The organism is Natrinema salifodinae, from assembly GCF_900110455.1.
In the GTDB taxonomy this organism is placed as follows: domain Archaea; phylum Halobacteriota; class Halobacteria; order Halobacteriales; family Natrialbaceae; genus Natrinema; species Natrinema salifodinae.
Map to the genome: position 1 here is coordinate 102,025 of NZ_FOIS01000003.1, position 21,793 is coordinate 123,817.

Annotated in this window: 21 protein-coding genes; 14 read left to right on the forward strand and 7 right to left on the reverse strand. The window is 66.8% G+C overall.

Going from position 1 to position 21,793, the window contains the following annotated elements:
* The first annotated feature begins 77 nt into the window (after nt 1-77).
* Nucleotides 78-857, forward strand: a complete 780-nt coding sequence (locus tag BMY29_RS10560; RefSeq protein ID WP_049989533.1) for a 4-phosphopantoate--beta-alanine ligase — start codon at nt 78-80, stop codon at nt 855-857.
* A 33-nt stretch (nt 858-890) separates the two neighbouring features.
* Here BMY29_RS10560 and BMY29_RS10565 read toward each other — a convergent pair whose 3' ends face one another.
* On the reverse strand, nt 891-1,562 hold the full coding sequence (locus BMY29_RS10565; RefSeq protein ID WP_049989532.1) for a hypothetical protein: 672 nt from the start codon (nt 1,560-1,562) through the stop codon (nt 891-893).
* A gap of 164 nt (nt 1,563-1,726) precedes the next feature.
* Here BMY29_RS10565 and BMY29_RS10570 point away from each other — a divergent pair, with 164 nt between their 5' ends.
* A complete protein-coding gene (locus BMY29_RS10570) occupies nt 1,727-1,924 on the forward strand; it encodes a hypothetical protein (protein ID WP_049989531.1) in 198 nt (65 codons plus the stop codon).
* A gap of 67 nt (nt 1,925-1,991) precedes the next feature.
* Nucleotides 1,992-2,972 carry a tyrosine--tRNA ligase gene (locus BMY29_RS10575; protein ID WP_049989530.1) on the forward strand — a complete coding sequence of 327 codons (981 nt, stop codon included), beginning with the start codon at nt 1,992-1,994 and terminating at the stop codon, nt 2,970-2,972.
* A gap of 129 nt (nt 2,973-3,101) precedes the next feature.
* Here BMY29_RS10575 and BMY29_RS21050 read toward each other — a convergent pair whose 3' ends face one another.
* On the reverse strand, nt 3,102-3,272 hold the full coding sequence (locus tag BMY29_RS21050; protein ID WP_173424885.1) for a hypothetical protein: 171 nt from the start codon (nt 3,270-3,272) through the stop codon (nt 3,102-3,104).
* Between the two features lie 154 nt (nt 3,273-3,426).
* Between BMY29_RS21050 and BMY29_RS10580 the strand changes: the two genes are divergently transcribed.
* Nucleotides 3,427-4,383, forward strand: a complete 957-nt coding sequence (locus tag BMY29_RS10580; protein ID WP_049989529.1) for a biotin--[acetyl-CoA-carboxylase] ligase — start codon at nt 3,427-3,429, stop codon at nt 4,381-4,383.
* Nucleotides 4,384-4,482: 99 nt separating this feature from the next.
* Here the strand turns inward: BMY29_RS10580 and BMY29_RS10585 are convergent, their stop codons facing one another.
* A complete protein-coding gene (locus BMY29_RS10585) occupies nt 4,483-4,959 on the reverse strand; it encodes a universal stress protein (protein WP_049989528.1) in 477 nt (158 codons plus the stop codon).
* A gap of 157 nt (nt 4,960-5,116) precedes the next feature.
* Between BMY29_RS10585 and BMY29_RS10590 the strand changes: the two genes are divergently transcribed.
* Nucleotides 5,117-5,584, forward strand: coding sequence for a DUF5799 family protein (locus tag BMY29_RS10590; RefSeq protein ID WP_049989527.1), 468 nt, complete (start codon nt 5,117-5,119; stop codon nt 5,582-5,584).
* A 58-nt stretch (nt 5,585-5,642) separates the two neighbouring features.
* Here BMY29_RS10590 and BMY29_RS21055 read toward each other — a convergent pair whose 3' ends face one another.
* Nucleotides 5,643-5,786, reverse strand: coding sequence for a DUF7557 family protein (locus tag BMY29_RS21055; protein WP_173424884.1), 144 nt, complete (start codon nt 5,784-5,786; stop codon nt 5,643-5,645).
* A gap of 137 nt (nt 5,787-5,923) precedes the next feature.
* Here BMY29_RS21055 and BMY29_RS10595 point away from each other — a divergent pair, with 137 nt between their 5' ends.
* Nucleotides 5,924-6,214, forward strand: coding sequence for a DUF7545 family protein (locus BMY29_RS10595; RefSeq protein WP_049989526.1), 291 nt, complete (start codon nt 5,924-5,926; stop codon nt 6,212-6,214).
* A gap of 261 nt (nt 6,215-6,475) precedes the next feature.
* Here the strand turns inward: BMY29_RS10595 and BMY29_RS10600 are convergent, their stop codons facing one another.
* Nucleotides 6,476-10,855 (reverse strand): DUF7282 domain-containing protein, encoded by a 4,380-nt coding sequence (locus BMY29_RS10600; RefSeq protein ID WP_074854705.1) that lies wholly within the window; start codon nt 10,853-10,855, stop codon nt 6,476-6,478.
* A 438-nt stretch (nt 10,856-11,293) separates the two neighbouring features.
* On the opposite strand from BMY29_RS10600, the gene BMY29_RS10605 reads away from it, so the two are divergent.
* From BMY29_RS10605 to BMY29_RS10615, 3 genes are read left to right on the forward strand one after another with little or no spacing between them, the layout of a single operon-like run.
* Nucleotides 11,294-11,881, forward strand: a complete 588-nt coding sequence (locus BMY29_RS10605; protein ID WP_049989525.1) for a biotin transporter BioY — start codon at nt 11,294-11,296, stop codon at nt 11,879-11,881.
* A gap of 6 nt (nt 11,882-11,887) precedes the next feature.
* Nucleotides 11,888-12,595, forward strand: a complete 708-nt coding sequence (locus tag BMY29_RS10610) for an energy-coupling factor ABC transporter ATP-binding protein (RefSeq protein ID WP_049989524.1) — start codon at nt 11,888-11,890, stop codon at nt 12,593-12,595.
* Complete coding sequence (locus BMY29_RS10615) at nt 12,589-13,293, forward strand: energy-coupling factor transporter transmembrane component T family protein (protein WP_049989523.1); 705 nt, start codon at nt 12,589-12,591, stop codon at nt 13,291-13,293. Before BMY29_RS10610 ends, BMY29_RS10615 begins: the two co-directional genes overlap by 7 nt.
* Before the next feature lie 659 nt (nt 13,294-13,952).
* Here the strand turns inward: BMY29_RS10615 and BMY29_RS10620 are convergent.
* Complete coding sequence (locus BMY29_RS10620; protein ID WP_049989522.1) at nt 13,953-14,729, reverse strand: IclR family transcriptional regulator; 777 nt, start codon at nt 14,727-14,729, stop codon at nt 13,953-13,955.
* A gap of 528 nt (nt 14,730-15,257) precedes the next feature.
* The gene (locus tag BMY29_RS10625; RefSeq protein WP_049989521.1) at nt 15,258-16,793 is read right to left on the reverse strand and encodes an aldehyde dehydrogenase family protein; all 1,536 of its coding nucleotides are present in this window, start codon (nt 16,791-16,793) and stop codon (nt 15,258-15,260) included.
* Between the two features lie 137 nt (nt 16,794-16,930).
* On the opposite strand from BMY29_RS10625, the gene BMY29_RS10630 reads away from it, so the two are divergent.
* The 5 genes from BMY29_RS10630 (at nt 16,931) to BMY29_RS10645 (ending at nt 21,194) form a co-directional block, all read left to right on the forward strand.
* Nucleotides 16,931-17,662 carry a helix-turn-helix domain-containing protein gene (locus tag BMY29_RS10630; protein ID WP_049989520.1) on the forward strand — a complete coding sequence of 244 codons (732 nt, stop codon included), beginning with the start codon at nt 16,931-16,933 and terminating at the stop codon, nt 17,660-17,662.
* Between the two features lie 88 nt (nt 17,663-17,750).
* Nucleotides 17,751-18,590 carry a proline dehydrogenase family protein gene (locus BMY29_RS10635; RefSeq protein WP_049989519.1) on the forward strand — a complete coding sequence of 280 codons (840 nt, stop codon included), beginning with the start codon at nt 17,751-17,753 and terminating at the stop codon, nt 18,588-18,590.
* Between the two features lie 242 nt (nt 18,591-18,832).
* Nucleotides 18,833-18,979 (forward strand): hypothetical protein, encoded by a 147-nt coding sequence (locus BMY29_RS21060; protein ID WP_173424883.1) that lies wholly within the window; start codon nt 18,833-18,835, stop codon nt 18,977-18,979.
* Nucleotides 18,969-20,669 (forward strand): sodium/proline symporter, encoded by a 1,701-nt coding sequence (locus tag BMY29_RS10640; protein ID WP_049989518.1) that lies wholly within the window; start codon nt 18,969-18,971, stop codon nt 20,667-20,669. The genes BMY29_RS21060 and BMY29_RS10640 overlap by 11 nt, the downstream gene beginning before the upstream one ends.
* Nucleotides 20,670-21,194 carry a hypothetical protein gene (locus BMY29_RS10645; RefSeq protein WP_049989517.1) on the forward strand — a complete coding sequence of 175 codons (525 nt, stop codon included), beginning with the start codon at nt 20,670-20,672 and terminating at the stop codon, nt 21,192-21,194.
* Nucleotides 21,195-21,793 lie beyond the last annotated feature (599 nt).

Sequence of the window (21,793 nt, forward strand, 5' to 3'; positions counted from 1 at the left end):
GTCGCTCGCCGTCGACCGACGGTCCCGTACGACGAGCTATCGGGCCGTTTTTTAGCGATCCAGTCCAGTGATCGATCGTGACCGACTACGACACCGTCTCCGCCGACGTCGAGAGCGAGGAGGAGATCCCGGAGGATCACCCCCGCTATCAGGATCTGCTCACTCGCCACCGGATCGAGGAGGGCGTCGAGAAGGGGATCACGCACCTGCAGGGGATGCACGCCGAGGGGCGGGGCAGCGCGTTCGACTACCTGCTGGGCGAGGAGACCATCCCGAGCGCCGACGCTGCCGAGCGGGCCGCCGCGGCCCACCTCCTGCTCGCCGACCACCCCGTGCTCTCGATCAACGGCAACGTCGCGGCCCTGGTCCCCGGCGAGATGGCCGCCCTCGCCGACGTCACGGGTGCCGACCTCGAAGTCAACCTCTTCAATCGGACGCCCGAGCGCATCGAGGCCATCGCCGACCACCTCCGCGAGCACGACGCCACGGATGTCAAAGGACTCGAGGCCGACGCCCGCATACCGAATCTGGACCACCAGCGCGCGAAGGTCGACGCCGACGGGATCTACGACGCCGACGTCGTGCTCGTCCCCCTCGAGGACGGCGACCGCGCCGAGGCCCTAGACGAGATGGGCAAAACCGAGATCGTGATCGACCTCAACCCGCTGTCGCGCTCGCCCCAGGTCGCCGACGTCCCGATCGTCGACAACATCATCCGTGCAGTGCCGAACATCACCGCCCACGCGCGGGATCTGGCGGACGCCGACGAGGACACACTCCGCGAGATCGTCGCGGACTTCGATCGCCAGGCGGCCCTCGAGGAGGCCGAGGAACGGATTCGATCGGGCGACCTGTAATCCACTTCGTCACCAGTTCGATCCGGCCGCTTCTCAGAGCTTCCCCGTGATCGTCGGCGAGACGGAATCGCGCCCGTCCTCGCGCTCGATGATTTTCGGTTTGCTGACGCCGTCGCCGTCTACGAACGGGAGTTTCGATCGAATCGCCGCGACATGCTCCTCGACGCGGTAGTACGACAGCCAGAGGTGTTCGCTCGCGCGGCGGGCGAGCGAGTGATCGATCTCGTACTCGATGCCCGGACCGGCGGCGAGTTCCGATCCGTCTCCGTCGCCGTCGACCAGCCATCGGCGGGCCAGCGCGACCCCTCTCTCGGCGTCGTAGCCGCGGGCGACGTAGTGTTTGTAGGGGTGGCGGATCCACGAGTACTCCCAGTGAGCGTAGACGTCGACGCCCGTCTCGTTCCGGAGGTCGTGGACCACGATGTGCAACTGTTCGTCGGCGAGGAGCGACGGCCGCCACACCCACGACCCCTCGGACGTGTTGCCGTCCATCCGCACTTTGAGCGCGGCAATCGGGTTGCGCGAGAAGCCGAGTGCCGCCAGAACGGCCTCGATCGTCGCCTCCGAGCAGCGGGCCGTGAGCACGTACTCGTCGGCGGTCGTGTGGCTGACCGCGTAGCCGCCGAAGGTCCCCCGCAGGAGGAAGTGCAACTGCGGGAGGAGGCTCCGCCGCAGCGCGTTGATGAAATCCGCTCCGTACCCCATGATCGGCGGGGATAGGACGACATGCGGAATGAGCCTTCGGCAGGCATTCGTCAGCGGCTGCCGGTCGCCGGCGTCGCTACTCGCAGCCGGCCACCGCGTGTTCCTCGCTCCGGGAACTGTTCGGATCCCAACCGTTAATCGCCAGCGGGTCGAACCGTCGACCGATGCCATCGCTCGAACCTCCCTGTCTGCGATCGGACCAGGCGGCCCGCGGCGCGGCGACGGGCGCGAAACTCGGCGGTCGGGTCGGCGGCGTCGCCGGACCGGCCGGCGGTGCCGTCGGGGCCGGCGTCGGCGCGGCGACGGGGTACCTGGCCGGCACGGCCCGCGATCGAGTCGAGACCGTCCTGAAGCCGCTGTGAGACCGTCCGGTATACTACCGTCGTTCAAGAAAGCATAAATCCGTCCGCTGATTCGAATCAGACAGCAATGGACACCTACGACCTGATCACCCGGAACGCCGAGGAGGTCGTGACCGACGAGGAGGTGCGCGACCTCGCCGCCGCTCCCGACGGCAAGCGCGCCTACGTTGGCTACGAGCCCTCCGGCGTGCTCCATCTCGGGCACCTGCTGACGGCGAACAAACTCATTGACCTCCAGGAGGCGGGCATGGAGGTCGTCGTCCTGCTGGCAGACGTCCACGCCTACCTCAACGGGAAGGGGACCTTCGAGGAGATCCGCGAGACCGCCGAGCAGATGAAGGCCCAGTTCCTCGCCTACGGCCTCGACGAGGACAACGCCGAGTTCGTCTACGGCTCGGAGTTCCAGCTCGACGAGGACTATATGCTCGACCTCCACCACCTGGAGCTCGAGACGACGATGAACCGCGCCCAGCGCGCGATGGCCGAACTGCAGGGCGACCAGACGGCCAAGGTGAGCCACCTGGTCTACCCGCTGATGCAGACCTTAGACATCGAGTACCTCGACCTCGACCTGGCGGTCGGCGGGTTAGACCAGCGGAAGGTCCACATGCTCGCCCGCGAGAAGCTGCCCGAAGTCGACTACGAGGTCCGACCCGCGCTCCATACGCCCATCGTCGCTGACCTGACCAGCGGCGAGGGGAAGATGTCCTCGAGCGAGGGCGTCACCATCTCGATGGAAGACTCGACGGAGGACCTCGAAGAGAAGGTCAACTCGGCGTTCTGTCCGCCGACTCGGAACCCCGAGGACGACCTCGAGAATCCCGTCCTCGAACTGTTCGAGTACCACGTCTTCCCGCGGTTCGACGAGATCGTCGTCGAGCGGCCCGAGAAGTACGGCGGCGACCTCACCTACGAGGAGTACGATGCCCTCGCCGCTGATCTCGAGTCCGGCGAGCTTCACCCCGCAGACGCCAAGAGCACGCTCGCGACCTACCTCGACGACCTGATCGCACCGGGTCGCGAGAAGCTCCGCGAACTGCGATCCTAAACTCGGCAGTTCTTCCGGTTTCGGTTTCAATTCCAGTTCCGGTTCGGAACCGTCGGTTCTCCGTTCGACGGACCGCCACTCCGTACGGACCGAGCGGGCAGCGTCCACACGAAAAGAATCGACCGGCCGTCAGAACTCGACCGCGCCGATCCACGTCTCGTCCCCGCAGTGTCGACACTCGAACGTCGTCTCGTACTCCTCGCAGCGTTCGTGCACTCCCCGACCGCACGTCTCGCAGTAGTTCACCTGCCGGTCCCCGATGCGCGCGCCGCAGACCGTACAGCGGTCGCCGATTTTCACGGCTTTTGGTAGCGCTCCGCACGCTACGTAGACGTCCAGTAACGGTCGAGAAAAGCCTAGGGATCGGCAAGCGGACCGATACGTCAGAGTGACGGACGACGGTCGCGACCACCGATCCCGCCGATTGAAGTGCGCGCGGCCCCCTCTCGCGGCTATGAACGAGACGCGACGTGCGATCCTCGAGGCGATCGCCGACGGGCCGGTGTCGGGGCCGGACCTGGCCGAACGCCTCGATATCTCGCGGGCGGCCGTCTGGAAGCACATCGACGGACTGCGCGAGGCCGACTTCGAGATCGAGAGCGGGCCGACCGGCTACGAACTGACCGGCGTCGACGCGTACAACGCGCCGGCCGTCGAGTTCGAACTCGACGCGCCGTTCTCGATCGAGTACCGCGCTTCGGTGGGGAGCACCAACGATCGGGCACGCGAACTGGCCACCGAGGGCGCGGCGGATATCGCCGTCCTCGCGGACGAACAGACCGGCGGCCGCGGACGCCTCGAACGCGAGTGGGCCGCGCCCGCAGGCGGGGTCTGGCTGAGCGTCGTCACGCGACCCGCCATCGCGCCCGCGCAGGCGCCGCTGTACACGCTGGCGGCGTCGATCGCCACGGCGACGGCGGCGCGGGAGGCCGGCATCGACGCCCGGATCAAGTGGCCGAACGACGTCGTCGTCCCGGTCGGCGACGACGGCGACTACCGGAAACTCGCGGGCATCCTCACGGAGATGGAGGGCGAGACGGACCGCGTCGAGTGGCTCGTCGTCGGCATCGGCGTCAACGCGAACATCGACGCCGACCGGCTCCCCGAGGGCGCGACATCCGTCCGCGAGGAAGCCGGCGACGTCGACCGTCGGCGGTTCGTCCAGCGGCTCTTAGAGGAGTTCGACCGCTACCGCGGGGACCTCGAAGCGGTCGTTCCCGCCTGGCGAGACCTGGCGCTGACGCTCGGCCAGCGCGTGCGGGTCGACCGGCCCGCGGGCGAGGTCGTCGGCGAGGCGGTCGACGTCGCGGCGTCGGGCGCGCTCGTGGTCGAGGTCGAGTCCGACGACGGCGACGAGAACGAGACAGTCACGGTCTCCGCGGGCGACTGCGAGCACCTGCGGCCGGTCTGATCGGGCCGGGCTGTCGATACCGGACGTGGAAGGAAAAGAAGCGTGCGGAGCGGTGACGACTGCATCGTGGTTCGACGGCCCCCGACGGAAGCGAGTCGGTCACTCGATGGCGACGGGCGACCGTTCGGACTGGTCTTCGACCCGTTCCGGATCGACCTGAACCGTCAGTACGGGGACCGACGCTCGCCGGACGACCCGTTCCGTCACGCTGCCGAGCAGCAACCGATCAATCCCGCCCCGGCCGTGGGTCCCCATCACCACCAGATCGCACTCCGCCGGATCGGCCTCCTCGACAATGGCCTGGCTCGGCGACCCCTCGCGGATCTCGGTCTCGACGGTGACGTCCGCCGGCGCGAGTTCCGCGACTCGGGCGACGGCCTTCTGGCCTTCGCCGTGTAGCGCGTCGCTGATCCCGTCGAGGGCGGTTTCCATGGGCAGCCCGCCGTAGCCGGCCGCGTTGACGACGTAGAGCGCGCGGATCGTCGCGTCGTGTTGTCGCGCCAGTTGGAAGGCGTACTCGAGCGCACGTTCGACCTCCCGAGAGCCATCGGTGGGCGTGAGAATGCAGTCGTACATTGGTATATGGTAACACACAACTGGCAACTACATGAACGTTATCATGACGCGGACGACCGTCAATCGAACTGACGGCTGCCGCGAGCGCAGCCGCTCGCGCCGTCGTCTCCGGTCACCGAGGGAAACGCTGATACAGCCGCCGTGCGAATCGGGTGCCATGAGCGACCAGGCGTGGACGGATCGGATCGTCGGTGAGCGGATGACCGTCGATCAGGAGTTTGCCGCGCGGATCGAGGAGTCGCAGTTCTCCAGTCAGCAGTGGAGTCTGATCATGACTGCCACGGAGTTCGAGATCGAACACCCCGACGATCCCGACCGGGCGCGGATCGTCGCCAACACGGAGAAGCTCGACGGGATCATCCCCGAACTCGAGAACGTCCAGGCCGGAATGGGCGCGATGGCTGGCCAGGCGGCCGACACTGGATCGGGGTCGGGATCGTCCGGCGGACTCGTCGATTCCATCATGGGGGCGCTCGGGATCGGCGGCGGCAACGGCGGTTCGTCCGAGAAGGAGCAACGCGAGGCCGCCGAACGGCTCACTCAGGAGTACGCCGACGAGTTGCAGTCACACCTCGAGTCGAAGGGCCGGTGGGAATCGGTTCGGCGCGCCGCCGGCGGCGACTGAGACGGCGCGATCGAACGCCGATCGAACCGCGGGCCGACCTCGAACCGCCACGCGCCGGTCAGTCGCCGGCGTGAAAGAGCGTGTACTCGCTCGTCTCGTAGATGTTGATGAGTTCGGTAACGAGTTCGTCGTACGACTCGTCCTCGACGCGCAGCGCGTCCAGCCGCTCGATCGTCTCCTCGTCGAGTTCAACGGATGGCATAGGAGATAATTCGTCGCCGATCAGCAAAAACACCACGGGGGTCCCGCGACGCCGGGCCCGTCAGCCGTCCCCGGGATCGGGATCGCGATCCGGGCCAAGCCACAGCACCTTTACGCACGGTTCCCGACCGTAGGAGTATGTCCGACGAAGTCGAAACGACGACCTTCTCGATCAGTTCCGAAGACGGCACGACCGACGAGGTCACGATCCCGGCCGGCCTAGTCGATCTCGTGGCCGAGGGCGACCAGACCGACGCCGAGACGGTCGGCGACGTAGCGCTGCTCTCCTTCGCCAGCCGCGCCCACCACATCGTCCACCACGGCCAGGACGCGGACGGCGACCTCGAGGCCCAGGAAGAGCGCGTTATGGACCTGTTCGAGGAACGGTTCGGCGTCACCTTCGGCGAAGCGACCGGGCACCAGCACTGACGGCGCGTCCACCGCGAGCACTGAACTCGTACTACGACCAGGCGTTCGCCCGGTGTTCGACGTTTCGAAACCGCCGTTCGCGAGCGACGGCGCCTGGCGGGCGCTGAAACTAAAATCGAAACGAGCGACCGCTACGCGGCGCCGGCGGTCCCGTCGTCGGCGCCCGCTGGCGGACCGGCACCTAGCGTCTCGATCGGGGCGGCGCCACCGCCTGATGGGACGCCTGGGTGCGTTATCGGCCGTCTCCGAATCAGCGGTCGGTCAGACGTCGGTAGGCTGCTCGGGCGCGTCCGATGAATCCGGCGCCTCCGGCGGCTGTGGCGGCTCTGGGTCATCGGACGGTTCGCCGGGGGTTTCGGGCGGTTCGACGGGTTCGTCGGTCGGTTCCGCATTATCGCCCGTCTCCGCGGTCTCGGGCGAATCTGCTTCGATCGTCACCGACGCCTCATCGTCGGCGGTCGCGACCGTGTGCGTCGACGTTCCTTCGGGGAGTACCACTGAAAACGTGAGCGTCGCCGACTCCCCGCCCGCGAGCGTCACGGACGATTCGCCGACGGGCTCGCCGTCGATAGCGTAGGTCACCGTCTGCGTTTCCTCGCGGTCGCCCTGGTTCTCGATCGTCGCGCTGACCGTCACGTCCTCGCCGGGCTCGCCGCTCTCGGGCGCCGAGAGGTCGGTGACCGCGAACGCCGCCGCTTCAGCGCTCTCCTCGACGGTCACCGTCGTCTCGGCCGTCGCGTTCTCGGTCGACACTTCGACCGGGTACTCGCCGGGTTCGAGCCCCACCGTGTCGTAGGTCATCGTGAGCGCTCGGGACTCGCCCGACTCGAGCGTGACCGGCAACGCATCGCCGGTCGCGCCGCCGACGGCGATCTCGACGTTCTGCGTGCCCTCCTCGCCGCCGACGTTCTCGAGTTCGGTCTCGACCTCGATCGGCTCACCCTGTTCGACCGGATCGTTCGTCGCCGCGATCGAGACGTCGAATTCGGCGGGATCGCCGGGCTCCTGGGGGACGATCTCGCCGGCCGGCGGCGTCGCGGCGGTCACCGGCTCCTCGTAGCCGTAGAACGAGAAGTCGACCTCCCAGACGAGCCGTTCGTCGTCGCTCTCGGGCGTCCACTCGACGGTGAACGTTCCCTCGCCGGGTTCGAATTCCGCGGGCGGATCCTCGCTCGCGGTCCCCTCGACGAACTGGCTGTTGCCGACGACCGCGGCGTCGTTCGGATTCTCGTAGCCGAAGGTCACATTGATGCTCTCGCCGTCGTCGGACGGCGTCGTCTCCTCGACGGAGAGGTTCGGCAGCGCCGGCCTGGCCTCCTCGCTGCACGACTCTATTTCGGGGTTGGGGTAGTCGATCCCGGCGACGGGGATCGCCTCCGGCGAACTAATGCCGGAGATGTACGTCCCGAAGGTGCCGTAGGACGGCACCTCGACGAACACCTCGTCGCCGTCGGTCTCGACGTTTCGCTCGTCGCCGAGCTCGAAGACTATCGTGCCGGTGAATGGCGCTTCCACGTCCTCGCCGACGGTGATCTGGTCCTCCGCGATGGTGTCCCCGAAGCCGGCGGTGTCGTAGAAGCCGGTGCTCGCGGCGACCCGATCGCCCTCCGCGAGCGACGCGGAAACCGCCGCCCGCGAGCAGCTCGCGAACTCGACGTCGAATTCCTCGAGCACGCTATCGACCGTGTACTCGACGGTCTCGTTCTCGAGGACCGTCCCGTTCGCCGCTTCGACGACCGCCACCTCGAGGGTCGCGTTCTCCGCGAGCGGCGGCTCGAGGGGGATCTCCTCGGGACCGACCGTCTCGTTAGCCGCGATGGGCTCGCTCTCGGCGATCGAGGTCCCGTTCTCGTCGGTAACGGTGAGGGCGTACTCGACCGACGCGTTGGCCGATGTGACGATGAGCGTCTCCCCGTCACCGGTCTGGTCGGCGACCGTGAGGTTCGCCGTCGGCTCCGTCGGATCCGGCCCCTCGACCGCGTACTCGATCGACTCGTTCGCCAGGGCCGTGTCGTCCGTCGCGTTGCGAACGGAGACGTTCACGGTCGTGGCTTCCTCGATCGGCGGGTCGAGTTCGAGCGTCTCGTCCGCGACCGTCGTGTTCGCCTCGAAGGGCTCGCTGTCGACCCGCGCGCCGTCGTACTCGGCCGTGAGGACGAACTCCTCGGTCGCGCTCGCGGCGTCGACCGCGAGGGTCTCGCCGTCGCCCGCCTGGTCGTCGACCGAGAGCGACGCGTTGGGTTCGCCAGGCTCACCTGGTTCTCCGGGTTCGCCTGGGTCGTCCGGTACGACTGCGTACTCGACGGACTCGTTCGCGAGCGTCGCACCGTCCTCGTCGACGACCGCGACGTCGACAGTCGTATTCTCCGCGATCGGCGGGTCGAGTTCGAGCGAGAGATTCGTCGCTTCCTCGCCGGCCGCGAACGCGTCGCTCTCGGCGGTTCCGTTCTCGGTCGCCGCGGTGACGGTGTACGGGACGGACGCGTTCGCCTGGTCGACCGTCAGCGTCGAACCGTTCCCTTCCTGATCGGCCACCGACAGCGTCGCCTCGGGGTCCTCGTCGTCCGCGACCGTCACGAACGTGCCGTCGATAATCGGGATCCCGCCCTCGGTCACGTACGGGACATCCTCTTCGCCGTTGGACTCGGCGTACTCGAACTCCCCGTCGTCGTTCGTGTCGTGGTGGGCGGCCACGACGAGCGCGGTGCTCTCGTTCAGCGGTTCGTCGAGTTCGATCTCAACGCCCTCGTGCTCGCCGGCTTCGAGGTACGCCGAGACGCCGAGGAGCGCGTCCGGATCGGCGTCGACCGCGACACCCTCGTAAACGGCCACGAAGCCGCCCTCCGAGAGCGAGACGTCCTCGACGGTGACCGTTTCCCCGTCGGTCTCCTGCTCGGGCGCGTCGATCGTCGCCGTCCCCTCGATCCGATCGATCGTCTCGAGCTCCTGGACGACGGTGATCTCGACGTGTTGGGAGATCTCCGTCGCGTCGTCGGTCCCTTCCTGGACCGCGTAGACGGTCGCCTCGGCGGCGGCCACCTCGGTCAACGTCTGAATCTGCGTGACGCTGATCCGCTGGGACTGGACGACCTGCGCCGTCTCCGTGCAGGCGCTTCGGGCCGCCGTCTGCACCTGCGTCACCGACGCCTCCTGGGACTGGACGAGCGCGCCGCTCGCTCCGCCCCGCGCGAGCCGCTGGACCTGGGTTACGTCGGCGACCTGCGTCTGGGTCACCGACCCCTCACCCGCGCCGAACGCGGCGGCCTGAACCTGCTCGATCGTCGCTTCCTGTCGCTGGATCGCGGACGTGACCGCGCCCTCGGCCGCGCCGGTCGCGGCGGCCTGAACCTGCGTCACCGACGCCTCCTGGGACTGGACGAGCGTGCCGCCTGCGGCCCCGTCGGCGGCGGCCTGGATTTGCTCGACGCTCGCTTCCTGACTCTGGGAAATCGACCCCTTCGCCGCGCCGAAGGCGGCTTCTTGGATCTGCGTGATCGACACTCGCTGCACCTGCTCGACCGAGACGTCCTGAACCTGCGTCAGCGACCCCCGGCTCGCCCCGCGGGCCGCGACCTGGGTCTGCTCGACCGAGACGTCCTGACGCTGGACGAGCGCGCCCTTCGACGCGCCGGCCGCCGCCTTCTGGATCTGCTTGATCGTCGCTTTCTGGCGCTGCTCGACATCGACGCGCTGTTCCTGCTCGATCGTCGTCAGTGCGCTCCCCTCGAGCGCCCCCGCGGCGCCGCCGGCCGCGGCGTGCTGGACGTGCTCGAGGGTCACCTGCTGGCGCTGTTCGATCGAAATCGCCTGGTACTGTTCCAGGACGCCGTAGGCCGCTCCCTGCGCGGCCTCCTGGATCTTCGGGACCGTCCCGACGTCGTTCGCGCCTGCCTCGTTTGCGGCGCCCGCGGCCGCGCCCCTGGTCGCGATCTGGATCTGCTCGACGGTCACGTGCTGGTTCTGCGCGTGAGCGAGCGCCCCGTGGGTCGCGCCCCAGGTCGCGCTCTGGAGTTGCGTGACGTTGATCGACTGGGACTGGGTCTGCGAGAGCGCGCCGTCGGTCGCCCCGCCGACCGCGTGCTGCACCTGCGTCGCGTTGACCGACTGCTCCTGAATCAGCGCACCGTGGACGGCCCCCGCCGACGCCGCCTGAACCTGCTCGGCCTCGGCGGTCTGGTACTGCGTGGCCGATTCGAGCGCACCCTCGAGCGCCGCCGCCCGCTGCTCCTGGGTCACCTCGACGCCCTGAGACTGGACGAGTTCGACCCCCTGGTCGACGCCGGCCTCGACGGCGTCCTCGCGGTCGCCCTGGATCTCGGTCTCGGTTTCGGTCTCGATCTGGTTGGCCTGGTCGGTTCCAGTTCCGATTTCGGCCGCTCTCTCATCGTCGTCGGCCCCATCCGAGTCGAACGTTATCAGTTCGAGCTCGGCGTCGCCCGTCGCGTTCGCGTCGGCGTCGTCCTGCGCGCCGGCCGCGAGCGCGACTCCGGCTCCCGAACCGTCGCCCGCGGGCTGCTCGTCGGGGGCGCCCCCGTTGCCCTCGTCGAACAGTCCGAGTCCGCCGCCGAGGAGCGGGAACGCGACGGCGCTTCCGACCATCGCGACCGCGACTACGACGGCGGCGATCGCGCCGCGTCTCATCGAGACCCTCCGGGCCCGAGCGGTGAACCACGGCCCCACCCCAGCGTCGGTCCGTCGTCCCACCGACGGCGTCCCGAGTTCGTCCTCCCGTACGCCCGAATGCCAACCCACGTAGTACCGGATCGCATTTTCCCACCACGGGGCTGAACGAGCGCATAAGACCGCCGGTCGTTTCGGTTAGGGATACGAGGAAAGCGGTTATTACTCCGGTCGACGGATTGATCGCGCCATGTAGACGGGCTACTGACGAGCGATCGAAGCCGGTTCCGAGTAATCAGCGACTGGCCGAGACTGTCGTCGTCCGTGAGGGGAAGCGCGCTGTTTCGAGCGGACTCACGGCCTCGTCTGCAGTCGATCTCCGCGCCGTCGTCTCGGGAAGGCGACGTGCCGTCTCGGAAACCGAAGTTTTGATCCCGGTTTACGAGAGAGTGGGTGGGTATGGCAACGGAACAGAATTCGGTCGACCTCGTCGACGACGCCGTCGTCCGTCAGTTCGCGCGGGCGGCGCTGCTCGCGACGCTGATCGGGGCCTCGGCGCCGGTGTCGATCCCGCTCCCGCTCTCGCCGGCACCGATCACGCTCCAGGTCCTGTTCGTCTTCCTCGCCGGCCTGGTCCTGGGTCCGGTCTGGGGACCCGTCTCGATGCTGATCTATCTCGCGGCGGGCGCCGTCGGACTGCCGGTGTTCGCCGGGATGGAAGGCGGGCTCGGACAGCTGTTTAGCTATACCGGCGGCTATCTGTGGTCGTACCCGATCGCCGCGGGACTGATCGGGCTCGTCGTCCATCGCGGGACGACGCTGCGAGACCCCGGCGATACGGCGCTGCCGGTCGTCGCCGGCGCGCTCGTCGCGGGGACGATCGTCACCTACGGCCTGGGAACGGGCTACATGGCCTGGCTCCTCGAACTGGCGGCCTGGGAAGCCGTCACCGCCGGCGCGCTCCCGTTCATCCCCGGCGAACTGCTCAAGATGGCCGCCGCGATCGCCCTCGTCAGGAGCGGCCGGCTCGAACCGGTCCGCTCGTAACCCGCGATGATCGAATTCCGCTCGGTCTCCTACGCATTCGACGACGTTTCCGTCATCGAGGACCTCTCGCTGTCGATCGACGACGGCGAGTTCGTCTTTCTGGCGGGCGCCAACGGCAGCGGGAAGACGACGCTGCTGCGCCACTGTAACGGCCTGCTGACGCCCGATTCCGGCCGGGTGCTCGTCGACGGCACGCCCGTCGCCGAGGACCTGATCGCCGCCCGCTCGCGCGTCGGCATGGTCTTCCAGCACCCCCGCGACCAGTTCGTCGCCGCAACGGTCGGCGCGGACGTCGCCTTCGGCCCCGAGAACCTCGGCCTGGCGCGCGACGAAATCGACCGCCGGGTCGCGGCCGCCCTCGACGCGGTGAACCTGACCGGCCGCGAGGACGACCGGATCGACGCGCTTTCGGGGGGTGAACAGGCCCGCGTGGCGATCGCGGGCGCGCTCGCGATGGATCCGAGCCACCTCGTCCTCGACGAACCCTTCACCGGGCTGGACGAGCCCGCGCGCCGGTCGGTGCTCTCGCGGCTCGAATCGCTGTCGGCCGACGGGACCGGCGTCCTGCTTGCGACCCACGACCTCCGGGACGTCCGCGCGCTGGCTGATCGCGTGATCGCCGTACGAGACGGCCGGGTCGCCGTCGACGGCCCGCCCGCCCGCGCACTGGACGAACTCGAGGGACTCGACGTGCGCGTGCCGAACCGATGCTGACCTACGAGCCCGACGCGACGATCGCCCACCGCCTCGACCCGCGGACAAAGCTGGCGGTCCAGATCGGGTTCGCCGCCACCGCCTTGGCCCACACGACGCCGCGGGCGCTGGCGCTGCTCTCGGCCCTGACGGTCGGGATTCTGTTCGCAGCGCGAGTCTCCCTCTGGCGGACCCTCGTCGCCTACCGGTTCGCGCTGGGCATCCTCGCGCTCGCGCCGCTGCTCGCCGGGCTCACGCTTGGTTCGCCCTGGTTCGACACCGCGGCTGCCGTCACATCCGGCCTGGCGAGCTATCGCGTCGCGCTCGTCCTGTTCGTCAGCGCGGCCTACGTCCGGTCGACGCCGGTTCGAAAGTCGCGCGCGGCGATCCAGCGGACGGTCCCCGGCAAACCCGGCCAGGTGTTGGGAATCGGCGTCGCACTCGTCTTCCGGTTCCTCCCCGTGCTCCGCGGGGACCTCCGGACGATCCGCCAGGCGATGGCCGCGCGGCTGGGAACCGAGCGCAGCGCGGTCGACCGGGCCGGGACGATCGGCCTCCTGGGACTGACCCGCGCCTTCGACCGGGCCGATCGGCTCTCGCTCGCGCTCCGAGCGCGGTGTTTCGCGTGGAATCCCACGCTCCCGCCGCTCGCGTTCTCACGGGTCGACTATCTCGCCCTCGGCCTGGCCGTCGCGCTCGCCTGGTCCGCGTTCTACTAACCGGATTGCGACGGGGACTAGGCGAGGCCAGCCCGTACCGAGCGATCGCGATCCGAGAACGGGACCGGGCCGATCGTGGATCGGGTCGGGTCTGCGCTGTGCGATCGTCTCCGCTCGGCGTCCGCTTCGAGCAGCGATCGAGCCGAACGAATATAGTTCACCACAGACATTTTCTGCCAACCATCATGAAATAATCATATAGTGTTTGAACCGTTCCTCGCCGCACAGGACGTTCCGTGGAGCCCGGTATGGCGGTTACAGCGATTCATCTCAACGGCTGGAACTGCATAACCGAAGTACGGATCGGAGATCGTATAACTACCGCGATACGGAGGTGCATCGCGAAGACGATTCCGACGCCGCACCGTCGGTACGATCGGCGCCGGCACGTCGCCCGTTCGTCGGCCGAATCGGAACGGTACCCGCCGAAAGAGCTGTCGGTAGACATATAGCTATCGCAATTCGTCGACTATCTACCATCATATTGAATAGAATCTGATTCTGATATTTCGGTGAAACTGGTGCATTCACTCGGCGATCACCGAGTGTTCGGTGTTCCCGTACGGGCCGTATCAGCCGAGGGGTAGTCCGGGCTAACCAACGCGATGACTATCAGTCTCGCGACGGGTCCATTACGCGCATAGGAATGTAACAAAAACTCAAAACAGTTCCGTTTTCAGCGCGTCGATCTCGGCGTCCAGCAGTCGGGCGATCTCCTCGGTCGTCGACTCGTCGACGGCCATTCGATACGTCGGGCCGCCGACGGAGAACGCCCCGACGACGTCGCCGTCCGGATCCGTCACCGCCGCGCCGATGGAGCGATACCCCTCGATCAACTCCTCGTCGTTGACGGCGTATCCGCGGCGTCGGACCGCGTCGAGTTCCTCGAACAGCGACGACTCGTCGGTTATCGTGCGGTCGGTGGTGGCCGGGAGCCCCCAGCGATCGACGATCGAACGAACGCGCTCTTCGGGCATCGCTGCTAACATGGCCTTTCCCGAGGCGCAGTTGTGCATGTAAAATCGGTTGCCTGCGCGGAAGGGGCTCGACTCCGAGACGCCGCCGCGGGTCGACTCGCCGATCGCGTACTCGAGCGAGTAGGCCCGACCGTTCTCCGCGACGATGAAGTCGGCCTCGTTGCCCGTCTGCTCGGCGAGGGCGAACACGCGTCGCCGAGCCGGCGCGTACAGCGGATTTCGATTGCGCGCGTGCTTGCCGAACGGAAGAAACTGAAGACCGACGTGATAGGTGTCGCCCTCGCGAACGAGAAACCCCTCGTCGACTAGCGTGTGCAGGTGATTGTGAACGGTGCTCTTCGCCAGGCCGAGGCGGTCGGCCAGATCGCTTAGCGTTGCCCCGTCGCTGTCGCGGACCGCGCGAACGAGCGCGAGCGACGTTTTCGTCGTCTTGACCGGGCGCGGGCGGCTGTCCGTCATCGGACGAATGATTGCCCTCCCCGGCCATAAGCGTTCGGAATGTGTGAACGGAAGAACCGGTCGATCGTCGAATTCGTGGGCTCTGATTCCGTTTGAACGTGACGATCGTTCACTACGTTCCCGTTGCCCGATCTATAACGATCGATACTACGTGTGGGTTCACGTCTCACCCTTTCATCGTTACCGTCCAACCCACGAGAACTGATCTCATAATAGAAGTCGTTCGAAAAGTGTGAACGAGCGGTCGGCGAATCGCGCCCGTTCGTTAGCGATCACCGTCAGCAAGGCCCACGATCCGGATCAACCCCGCTGCCACGAGCCGTTCGTTCACACCTTGCGAACTCGTCACAAAATGGGCGGCCGATCGCGGCGGTTCACGACCAGGCGAGACGACGAACCCGCCGCTTCGACAGGGTCGGACGATATTGTTCCGTCGATCGGTGCGCCGAATCGGAGAGAAAGAGCAGTCTGACGACGCCGCTGCGTTCCAGCGGCGAGTTCGGGGTCGGTTTCGATTCGCGGTCTCGGTCAGTCGTCGGTGGTCGTGACGTCCGCGGAGAGGCCCTGGGCCATCTCGATGTCTTTCGAGTTGTTCAGCGTCCAGGCGGTGCGCTCGGTGACAGCCTCGATCACTTCGCGGCCGCTCGGGTAGCCGTTGCCGGACTTCCCGACGCCGCCGAACGGCAGGTGGACCTCCGCGCCGATACACGGCAGGTTGCCGTACGCAAGACCGACCTCGGCGTTGTCGCGGTAGTAGTTCATTTCACGGTAGTTTTCGGAGATGATCGCGCCCGCCAGGCCGTACTCGGTGTCGTTGTGGATCTCGACGGCGTCCTCGATGTCCCCGGAGTACTCCATGAGCGCGACGTGGGGACCGAAGACCTCCTCTTGCGTACAGCGGAGGTCCGCCTCGTGATCGGCCTCGTAGACGAACGGGCCGACCCAGTGGCCGTCCTCGTGGCCGTCCGGAATCTCGTCGTCGCCCAGTTCGTCGCGGTCGACGAGCACGTCGACGTCCTCGCTGCGGGCGAGCTCGTTGTACTCGAGGACCTTCTCCTTGTGCTCGCCCTCGACGAGCGGCCCCATGAAGGTGTCTTCCGCCAGCGGATCGCCGACGGCGACGTTCTCGGCGATCTCGACGAAGCGCTCTTTGAACTCGTCGTAGACGTCCTCGTGGACGATCAGGCGCTCGGCGGAGACGCAGCGCTGGCCGGTGGTCTTGAACGAACTCATCACGGCCGAGTGGACGGCCGTATCGAGGTCGGCCTCGTCGGTGATGACGACCGCGTTCTTGCCGCCCATCTCGCAGGCCGCGAGCTTGCCGGGCTGCTCGGCGACGGCGCGGCCGACCGCCTGACCGACTTCAGCCGAGCCGGTGAACAGCACGGTGTCGACGCGCTCGTCGTCGACAATGGCCTCGCCGGCGTCGCCGAAGCCCTGGACCATGTTGAACACGCCGTCGGGGATGCCGGCATCCTCGAACATCTCGGCGACGATCTGGGCGCACCACGGCGTCTGTTCGGCTGGCTTCCAGACGACCGTGTTGCCCTCGACCAGCGAGACGGCCATGTGCCAGAACGGGATCGCGACCGGGAAGTTCCACGGCGTGATACAGCCGATGACGCCGCGGGGCTTGCGCCGCATGTACGCGTCCTTGCTCCCGATTTCGGAGGGGACGACGTCGCCGTGGGGGTGGCGGGCGTTGCCCGCGGCCCACTCGACCATGTGGGCGGCCTCGACGACGTCGGCCTTGCCCTCCGAAATCTCCTTGCCACACTCCTTGGTGACGATCTCGCCGAGTTCGTCCGTCCGCTCGCGCAGTTCGTGGTAGATGTCCCAGAGGTACTCCGCGCGGTCGATGTGGGACAGTTCTCGCCACTCCTCCTGGGCGTCTTCGGCGGCCGCAAGGGCCGCATCGACGTCAGCCTCGGTCCCGCGGTGGAAGGTCCGAAGCGTCTCGCCGGTCGCCGGGTTCTCGCTCTCGAACGTCTCGTCGCCCGCGCCGTCGGTCCACTCGCCGTTAATGTAGTGTCGGTCTGGCTGAGCTGTCGTCTGCTGACTCATACGATATGGATCACGCATCGTCCCCGAATAATCACGCCCTCCCATGGTCGGGCGCCGACGCCGACGGAGTGTCACACGGTGTCCCTCTTCAGTATCTTTATAGCGCTGACGCGGAAAGGATCGGGCAGAACCGACGCATGAGCAGCACGAGTTCGACGACGACAGCGGCGGGAACGGCCGACGGAACGCGACTCACTCTCGACATCTGGCACCCGGACTGTTGGGGGTTACAGGCCACCGAAGCCGTCGACGCCGGCCTGCTCGTCCACACCGTCCACCGGACCGTCGAGGAGACCGTCAAGGGACACTTCACCGTCTACGCCGACACGACGGCGCAACTCGACGAGTTCGTCACCTTCGCCGACGAGTCGCCGCTGACCCACTCGACGGTCGAACTAGGACAGCGGTCGACCGGTACCGCACCGAGTCCGGGCAACGCGACGCGCGAACTGTTCGTCGAATACGAGCCCGAACACAGCATCAGCGACACGCTCGTCTCCCACGGATTCATCCACGACGTGTCCGTTCGCGTCGAGGGCGGCGTCGAGCACTGGCCGGTCTTCGTCGCTGACGGCCGCACCGAAATTCAGGACCGGCTCGAGACCATCCGGGCCCAGACCGACGCCGAGATCTCGATCAGCAAGATCGCTTCGGCCGACGGAGACTCTCCGGGCGCTCCCGACCGGACCGACCGCCTCACGCCGCGCCAGCGGGAGGCGTTCGAACTCGCCTGCGACCGCAACTACTACGCCTGGCCCCGCGAGATAAGCACGCGCGAGCTCGCGGACGAACTCGACGTCTCGAAGACGACGCTGCTCGAACACCTCCGGAAGGCCGAGGCCAAACTCCTCAACCCCGACGCGGCCTGATCGTCCTCTAGACATTTATTCCCGCCTCTTTCGAGAGAATCTTTTGGTCGGGTATCGATTTAGGAGGGTTCCGCGCCAGCTACCCGGTATGATCCCCCCGATTGCTAGCCGATTCGTCGCCGGGACGACCGCGTCCGGCGCGCTGGATCACGTCGCGGACTGTAACGAAACGGGACTGGGCGGCATCGTGAACCTCCTCGGAGAACACTACCACGACCGCGAGCCCGCGGACGAGGACGCCGACGTGTACTGCCGCCTCGTCGACGAGTTGGCCGCCCGCGACCTGAACGGCAGCGTCTCGGTCAAGCCGTCCCAGATCGGCATCGACGTCGGGCTGGACGTCTTCGCAGAGAACTTCGACCGGATCGTCGAGGCTGCAGCCGACGACGACGTGTTCGTCTGGTGTGATATGGAAGATCACACGACGACTGACACGACCCTCGACGTCGTCGAATCGGCGGCCCAGGACCACCCCCACGGCGTCGGCGTCGCCATCCAGGCGAACCTCAAGCGCACGCGCGACGACCTGCAGCACCTGGCCGACGTGCCCGCGGCGGTCCGCCTGGTGAAAGGCGCCTACGACGAACCGTCGTCGATCGCCTACGACGCGAAGGCGGAGGTCGACGAGGCGTATAAAGAGTACCTCGAGTTCCTGTTCCGGGAGTTCGATCGCGGCGTCGCAGTCGGCAGCCACGATCCGGAGATGCTCGATGCCGCCGTCGAACTCCACGAGGAGTACGGGACGCCGTTCGAGATCCAGATGCTCATGGGGGTCCGCGAGGACGCCCAGCGCGACCTCGCGGCGAAGGGCTACGAGGTCAACCAGTACGTTCCCTACGGCGACAAGTGGATGCAGTACTTCTACCGGCGGGTTCGTGAGCGCAAGGAGAACGCGCTGTTCGCGCTTCGCGCCGTCGTCGGCGTGTGAGCGCAATCAACCCGAAATCGGACCGCGAGTCGGCGTCGGCCGCGACAGCGCGTGCGGGAGTTCCCACGCCCACTACCCGGCGTTGAAGCCCGGTTGGATCGACTACAACGCGATCGCCGAGACGGTAATCGGTAATCGATAGCGGCGCGTGACTCCGTAATCGGTCACATTTTCCCGCGATCCTCCATGAAAAAGGTGTAGATTCGGTACGCTTATATGCGACTAGTGAGCACACGGCGGTAATGCCCGAGAGTAGTTCGATCGATCTGGTCTGGTTGTTCGGACCGTTCGCCGTATATCTGGTGATGCTCGCCGTGTATTACGTGTGGGAAGGAAAGCGAGAGCAGCGGCTCAAAGAGCGGTACGAGGAGGCGGACCATGCCCAGTGACGGAATCGCCGGCTCGGCCGGCGTCTGGGTCCTCGGGACGTTCGCGACGTACCTCCTCGTCCTCCTCGGGATCGGGCTGTACTCCTCGCAGCTCATGGACACCGTCGACGACTACGTCATCGGCGGCCGGAGCGTCGGCCCCGTCGTCACCGGCTTCTCCGAACGCGCCTCCGAGATGAGCGGCTGGCTCACGCTCGGCGTCCCCAGCGACGCCTTCGGGACGGGCGTGATGGCCTTCTACAACGGGCTCGGCATGATCCCCGCCGACCTGTTCGCGTGGGCCGGGCTCGCAAAGCGCCTCCGCAAGTACACGGAGATCGTGAAAGCGGTCACGCTGCCGACCTTCTTCGAGACGCGCCTGCAGGACGACACCGGGCTCGTCAAAGGCGTTTCTGCGTTCGTCCTGATGCTCTTCGAGGGCGGGTACGTGGGCGCCCAGATCGTCGCCGCCGGGACGCTGCTGGAGGTCCTCACCGGCGTCGAGCCGCTGGTCGGCATCCTCGCAGGTGGCGTCATCGTCGTCGGCTACACCATCCTCGGCGGCTACTTCGCCGTCGCCTGGTCCGACTACTTCCAGGGTGCGATCATCCTGATCGCGTTCATCGTCCTGCCGATCCTGGCCTTTACCAACTACGGGCTCCCGTTCGACCAACTCGCGTCCGCTGGGAGTTCGTACACGAGCGTCACGGCCGGGATGACCGGGTGGGCGGCCATCTTCGGCATTATCAGCTACGCCGCCATCGGGCTCGGCATCCCCGGGAACCCCCACGTGATGGTTCGGTTCATGGGGATCGACGAGGTGAAGAACATCCGTCTCGCGGCGATGGTCGCTCAGCTGTTCATGTTCGTCGCCTACATCGGCGCCGGCTTCGTCGGGCTGTACGCGCTGGTCGCCTTCGGCCAGGGCGGCATCGACGATCCGAACAACGTCATGCCGATGCTCACGCTCGAGTTCTTCCCCGGCGCCATCGCGGGGATCATCCTGGCAGCCGCACTCGCCGCGATGATGTCCAGCGCCGACTCGCAGCTGCTCGTCGCGACAAGCGCCATCGTCGAGGACGTCTATCACGGGTACATCAACCCGAACGCGAGCCAGGAGAAGCTCGTCCGGTACTCGCAATTCGTCACGCTCGGGCTCGGCGCGGCGAGTATCGCCTTCGCCTACCTGGCGAAGGACACCCCCATCTACACGCTCGTCCTCGACTACGCCTGGGGCGGCCTCGGAGCGGCCATCGGCCCAACGCTCATCGCGGCGCTGTGGTGGAAGCGGGTCACCGCCGAGGGCTCCGTCGCGAGCATGATCGTCGGCACTACGACGATGATCCTCTGGACCCAGCTGTCGTCCCTCCTCGAGGTGCTCGGCCTCTCGGGTGCGATCGAGAGCTCGCCGTTCCTCTCGGGGCTCGTGGGAGTTTACGGACTCTTCCCGGCGTTTGTCCTCTCGACGACGACGCTCATCGTCGTCTCCCTGGCCACGAGTCCGCCGGAGGGCGTCGACGATCACTTCGACGTGTTCGACAAACCGCTCTCGGCGCTCTCGAGTAGCGATAGTCCGACGGGCGCACCCGATTACGTCACCGACGGCGGCCGCGACGTCGAACCGAAGGCCGTCACGGAAACTGACAACATTCGTGCGCACGTTACCGCCAGCGACTACTGGGACCCGAACGGGACGGAGGGTGACGAATAGATGAGCGACGCGCGCCGGCCCCGACAGCAGGTCGCGACCGCGGCCCTCGCAAGCGACAGCGGCCTCCGCGAGCGCGCGGAGCTGTCCGTCATCGCTCCGACGGTGGCGCGCGAGGACGTCGACTCGACCGGCCGCGTCGGCGCCGTCGCGTACCCCTACCGCGTCTACGACGCAGTCGCGACCGTCGAGCGCCCGCTGATTGCGGACCGAGACATCGACTACGTCGTCACCGTCGACCGCTCCCGTCGGCTCGCAGTTCGCGCGGACGCGTTCCCGGAGACGACCACGCGAACGCTCGAGGACGTCCTCGTCATTCCGTCAGACCTCTCCGACGATCAGGCCCGCGAGAAGGCCGAAGACGCCGTGTTCAACTGGACGCTCCGAAAGGTCGCCGTCGGCTCCGCGCCGGAGGTGACCTTCGAGCGGTCGGTCGATGCATACAAACTGTTCTGGATCGCGTCGCGGCCCGACGGCGACGTCATCGTCGACAGCGTCCGCGGCACCGAGTCGCCGCTGGACGACTGAGACGCCCGTGTTCGGGCGGCGACACTGATTCGTTCATCCTACGTAACCGCTATCCGCTGTCAAGAGGCTATCTTCGATTCGTCCCGGGTAGCGGTGCCGGACGAGAGCGGACAATATCTCAAGATTCTGCCGCCTTCACCAATCCACCAACTCGATGAAATACGGTTACACTTACTCACCGCGGAACCGGGCGCGGCACATAGAATCGGATCCACAATCGCACTCCGACCTGTACCCGTCCTTCTACCGAAGCGACAGAACCGAACCTAAGTTCGTCCGCAGTGAGGAAACGACCCCGATGCTCGGCAGTCAAAGCGGAGTCGGAAACGCAGCCAGTAGTCGGATTTCGACGAAGCGGACAATGCTATCGTCAACGCTACCGCCGGCATTTGTAAGGTAACGAGTAATCACCGAAGCGACTGCCGTCGAACGTCGAACCATCAACCAATACGTAGTATGATATAGACTAAATTCAGATAGATGTGGCATGAGTAACATGGTAAGCCGAAACCGATCCATGATTGGTACGGCATCCATCCGAACGCACGGTTACCGTTCTCGCCTGGTCAGGTATCTCTGCTATCGAATTTACTTCCGCG

Bases quoted from the DNA above. Each gene is read 5' to 3' on its own strand.
- BMY29_RS10600 (WP_074854705.1), bottom strand. From the start codon at position 10,855: ATGAGACGCGGCGCGATCGCCGCCGTCGTAGTCGCGGTCGCGATGGTC.
- BMY29_RS10595 (WP_049989526.1), top strand. From the start codon at position 5,924: ATGTCCGACGAAGTCGAAACGACGACCTTCTCGATCAGTTCCGAAGAC.
- BMY29_RS10590 (WP_049989527.1), top strand. From the start codon at position 5,117: ATGAGCGACCAGGCGTGGACGGATCGGATCGTCGGTGAGCGGATGACC.
- BMY29_RS10645 (WP_049989517.1), top strand. From the start codon at position 20,670: ATGAGCGACGCGCGCCGGCCCCGACAGCAGGTCGCGACCGCGGCCCTC.
- BMY29_RS10570 (WP_049989531.1), top strand. From the start codon at position 1,727: ATGCCATCGCTCGAACCTCCCTGTCTGCGATCGGACCAGGCGGCCCGC.
- BMY29_RS10625 (WP_049989521.1), bottom strand. From the start codon at position 16,793: ATGAGTCAGCAGACGACAGCTCAGCCAGACCGACACTACATTAACGGC.
- BMY29_RS10585 (WP_049989528.1), bottom strand. From the start codon at position 4,959: ATGTACGACTGCATTCTCACGCCCACCGATGGCTCTCGGGAGGTCGAA.
- BMY29_RS10565 (WP_049989532.1), bottom strand. From the start codon at position 1,562: ATGGGGTACGGAGCGGATTTCATCAACGCGCTGCGGCGGAGCCTCCTC.
- BMY29_RS10615 (WP_049989523.1), top strand. From the start codon at position 12,589: ATGCTGACCTACGAGCCCGACGCGACGATCGCCCACCGCCTCGACCCG.
- BMY29_RS10640 (WP_049989518.1), top strand. From the start codon at position 18,969: ATGCCCAGTGACGGAATCGCCGGCTCGGCCGGCGTCTGGGTCCTCGGG.
- BMY29_RS10610 (WP_049989524.1), top strand. From the start codon at position 11,888: ATGATCGAATTCCGCTCGGTCTCCTACGCATTCGACGACGTTTCCGTC.
- BMY29_RS21060 (WP_173424883.1), top strand. From the start codon at position 18,833: ATGCCCGAGAGTAGTTCGATCGATCTGGTCTGGTTGTTCGGACCGTTC.
- BMY29_RS10580 (WP_049989529.1), top strand. From the start codon at position 3,427: ATGAACGAGACGCGACGTGCGATCCTCGAGGCGATCGCCGACGGGCCG.
- BMY29_RS10575 (WP_049989530.1), top strand. From the start codon at position 1,992: ATGGACACCTACGACCTGATCACCCGGAACGCCGAGGAGGTCGTGACC.
- BMY29_RS10605 (WP_049989525.1), top strand. From the start codon at position 11,294: ATGGCAACGGAACAGAATTCGGTCGACCTCGTCGACGACGCCGTCGTC.
- BMY29_RS10635 (WP_049989519.1), top strand. From the start codon at position 17,751: ATGATCCCCCCGATTGCTAGCCGATTCGTCGCCGGGACGACCGCGTCC.
- BMY29_RS10630 (WP_049989520.1), top strand. From the start codon at position 16,931: ATGAGCAGCACGAGTTCGACGACGACAGCGGCGGGAACGGCCGACGGA.
- BMY29_RS21055 (WP_173424884.1), bottom strand. From the start codon at position 5,786: ATGCCATCCGTTGAACTCGACGAGGAGACGATCGAGCGGCTGGACGCG.
- BMY29_RS10620 (WP_049989522.1), bottom strand. From the start codon at position 14,729: ATGACGGACAGCCGCCCGCGCCCGGTCAAGACGACGAAAACGTCGCTC.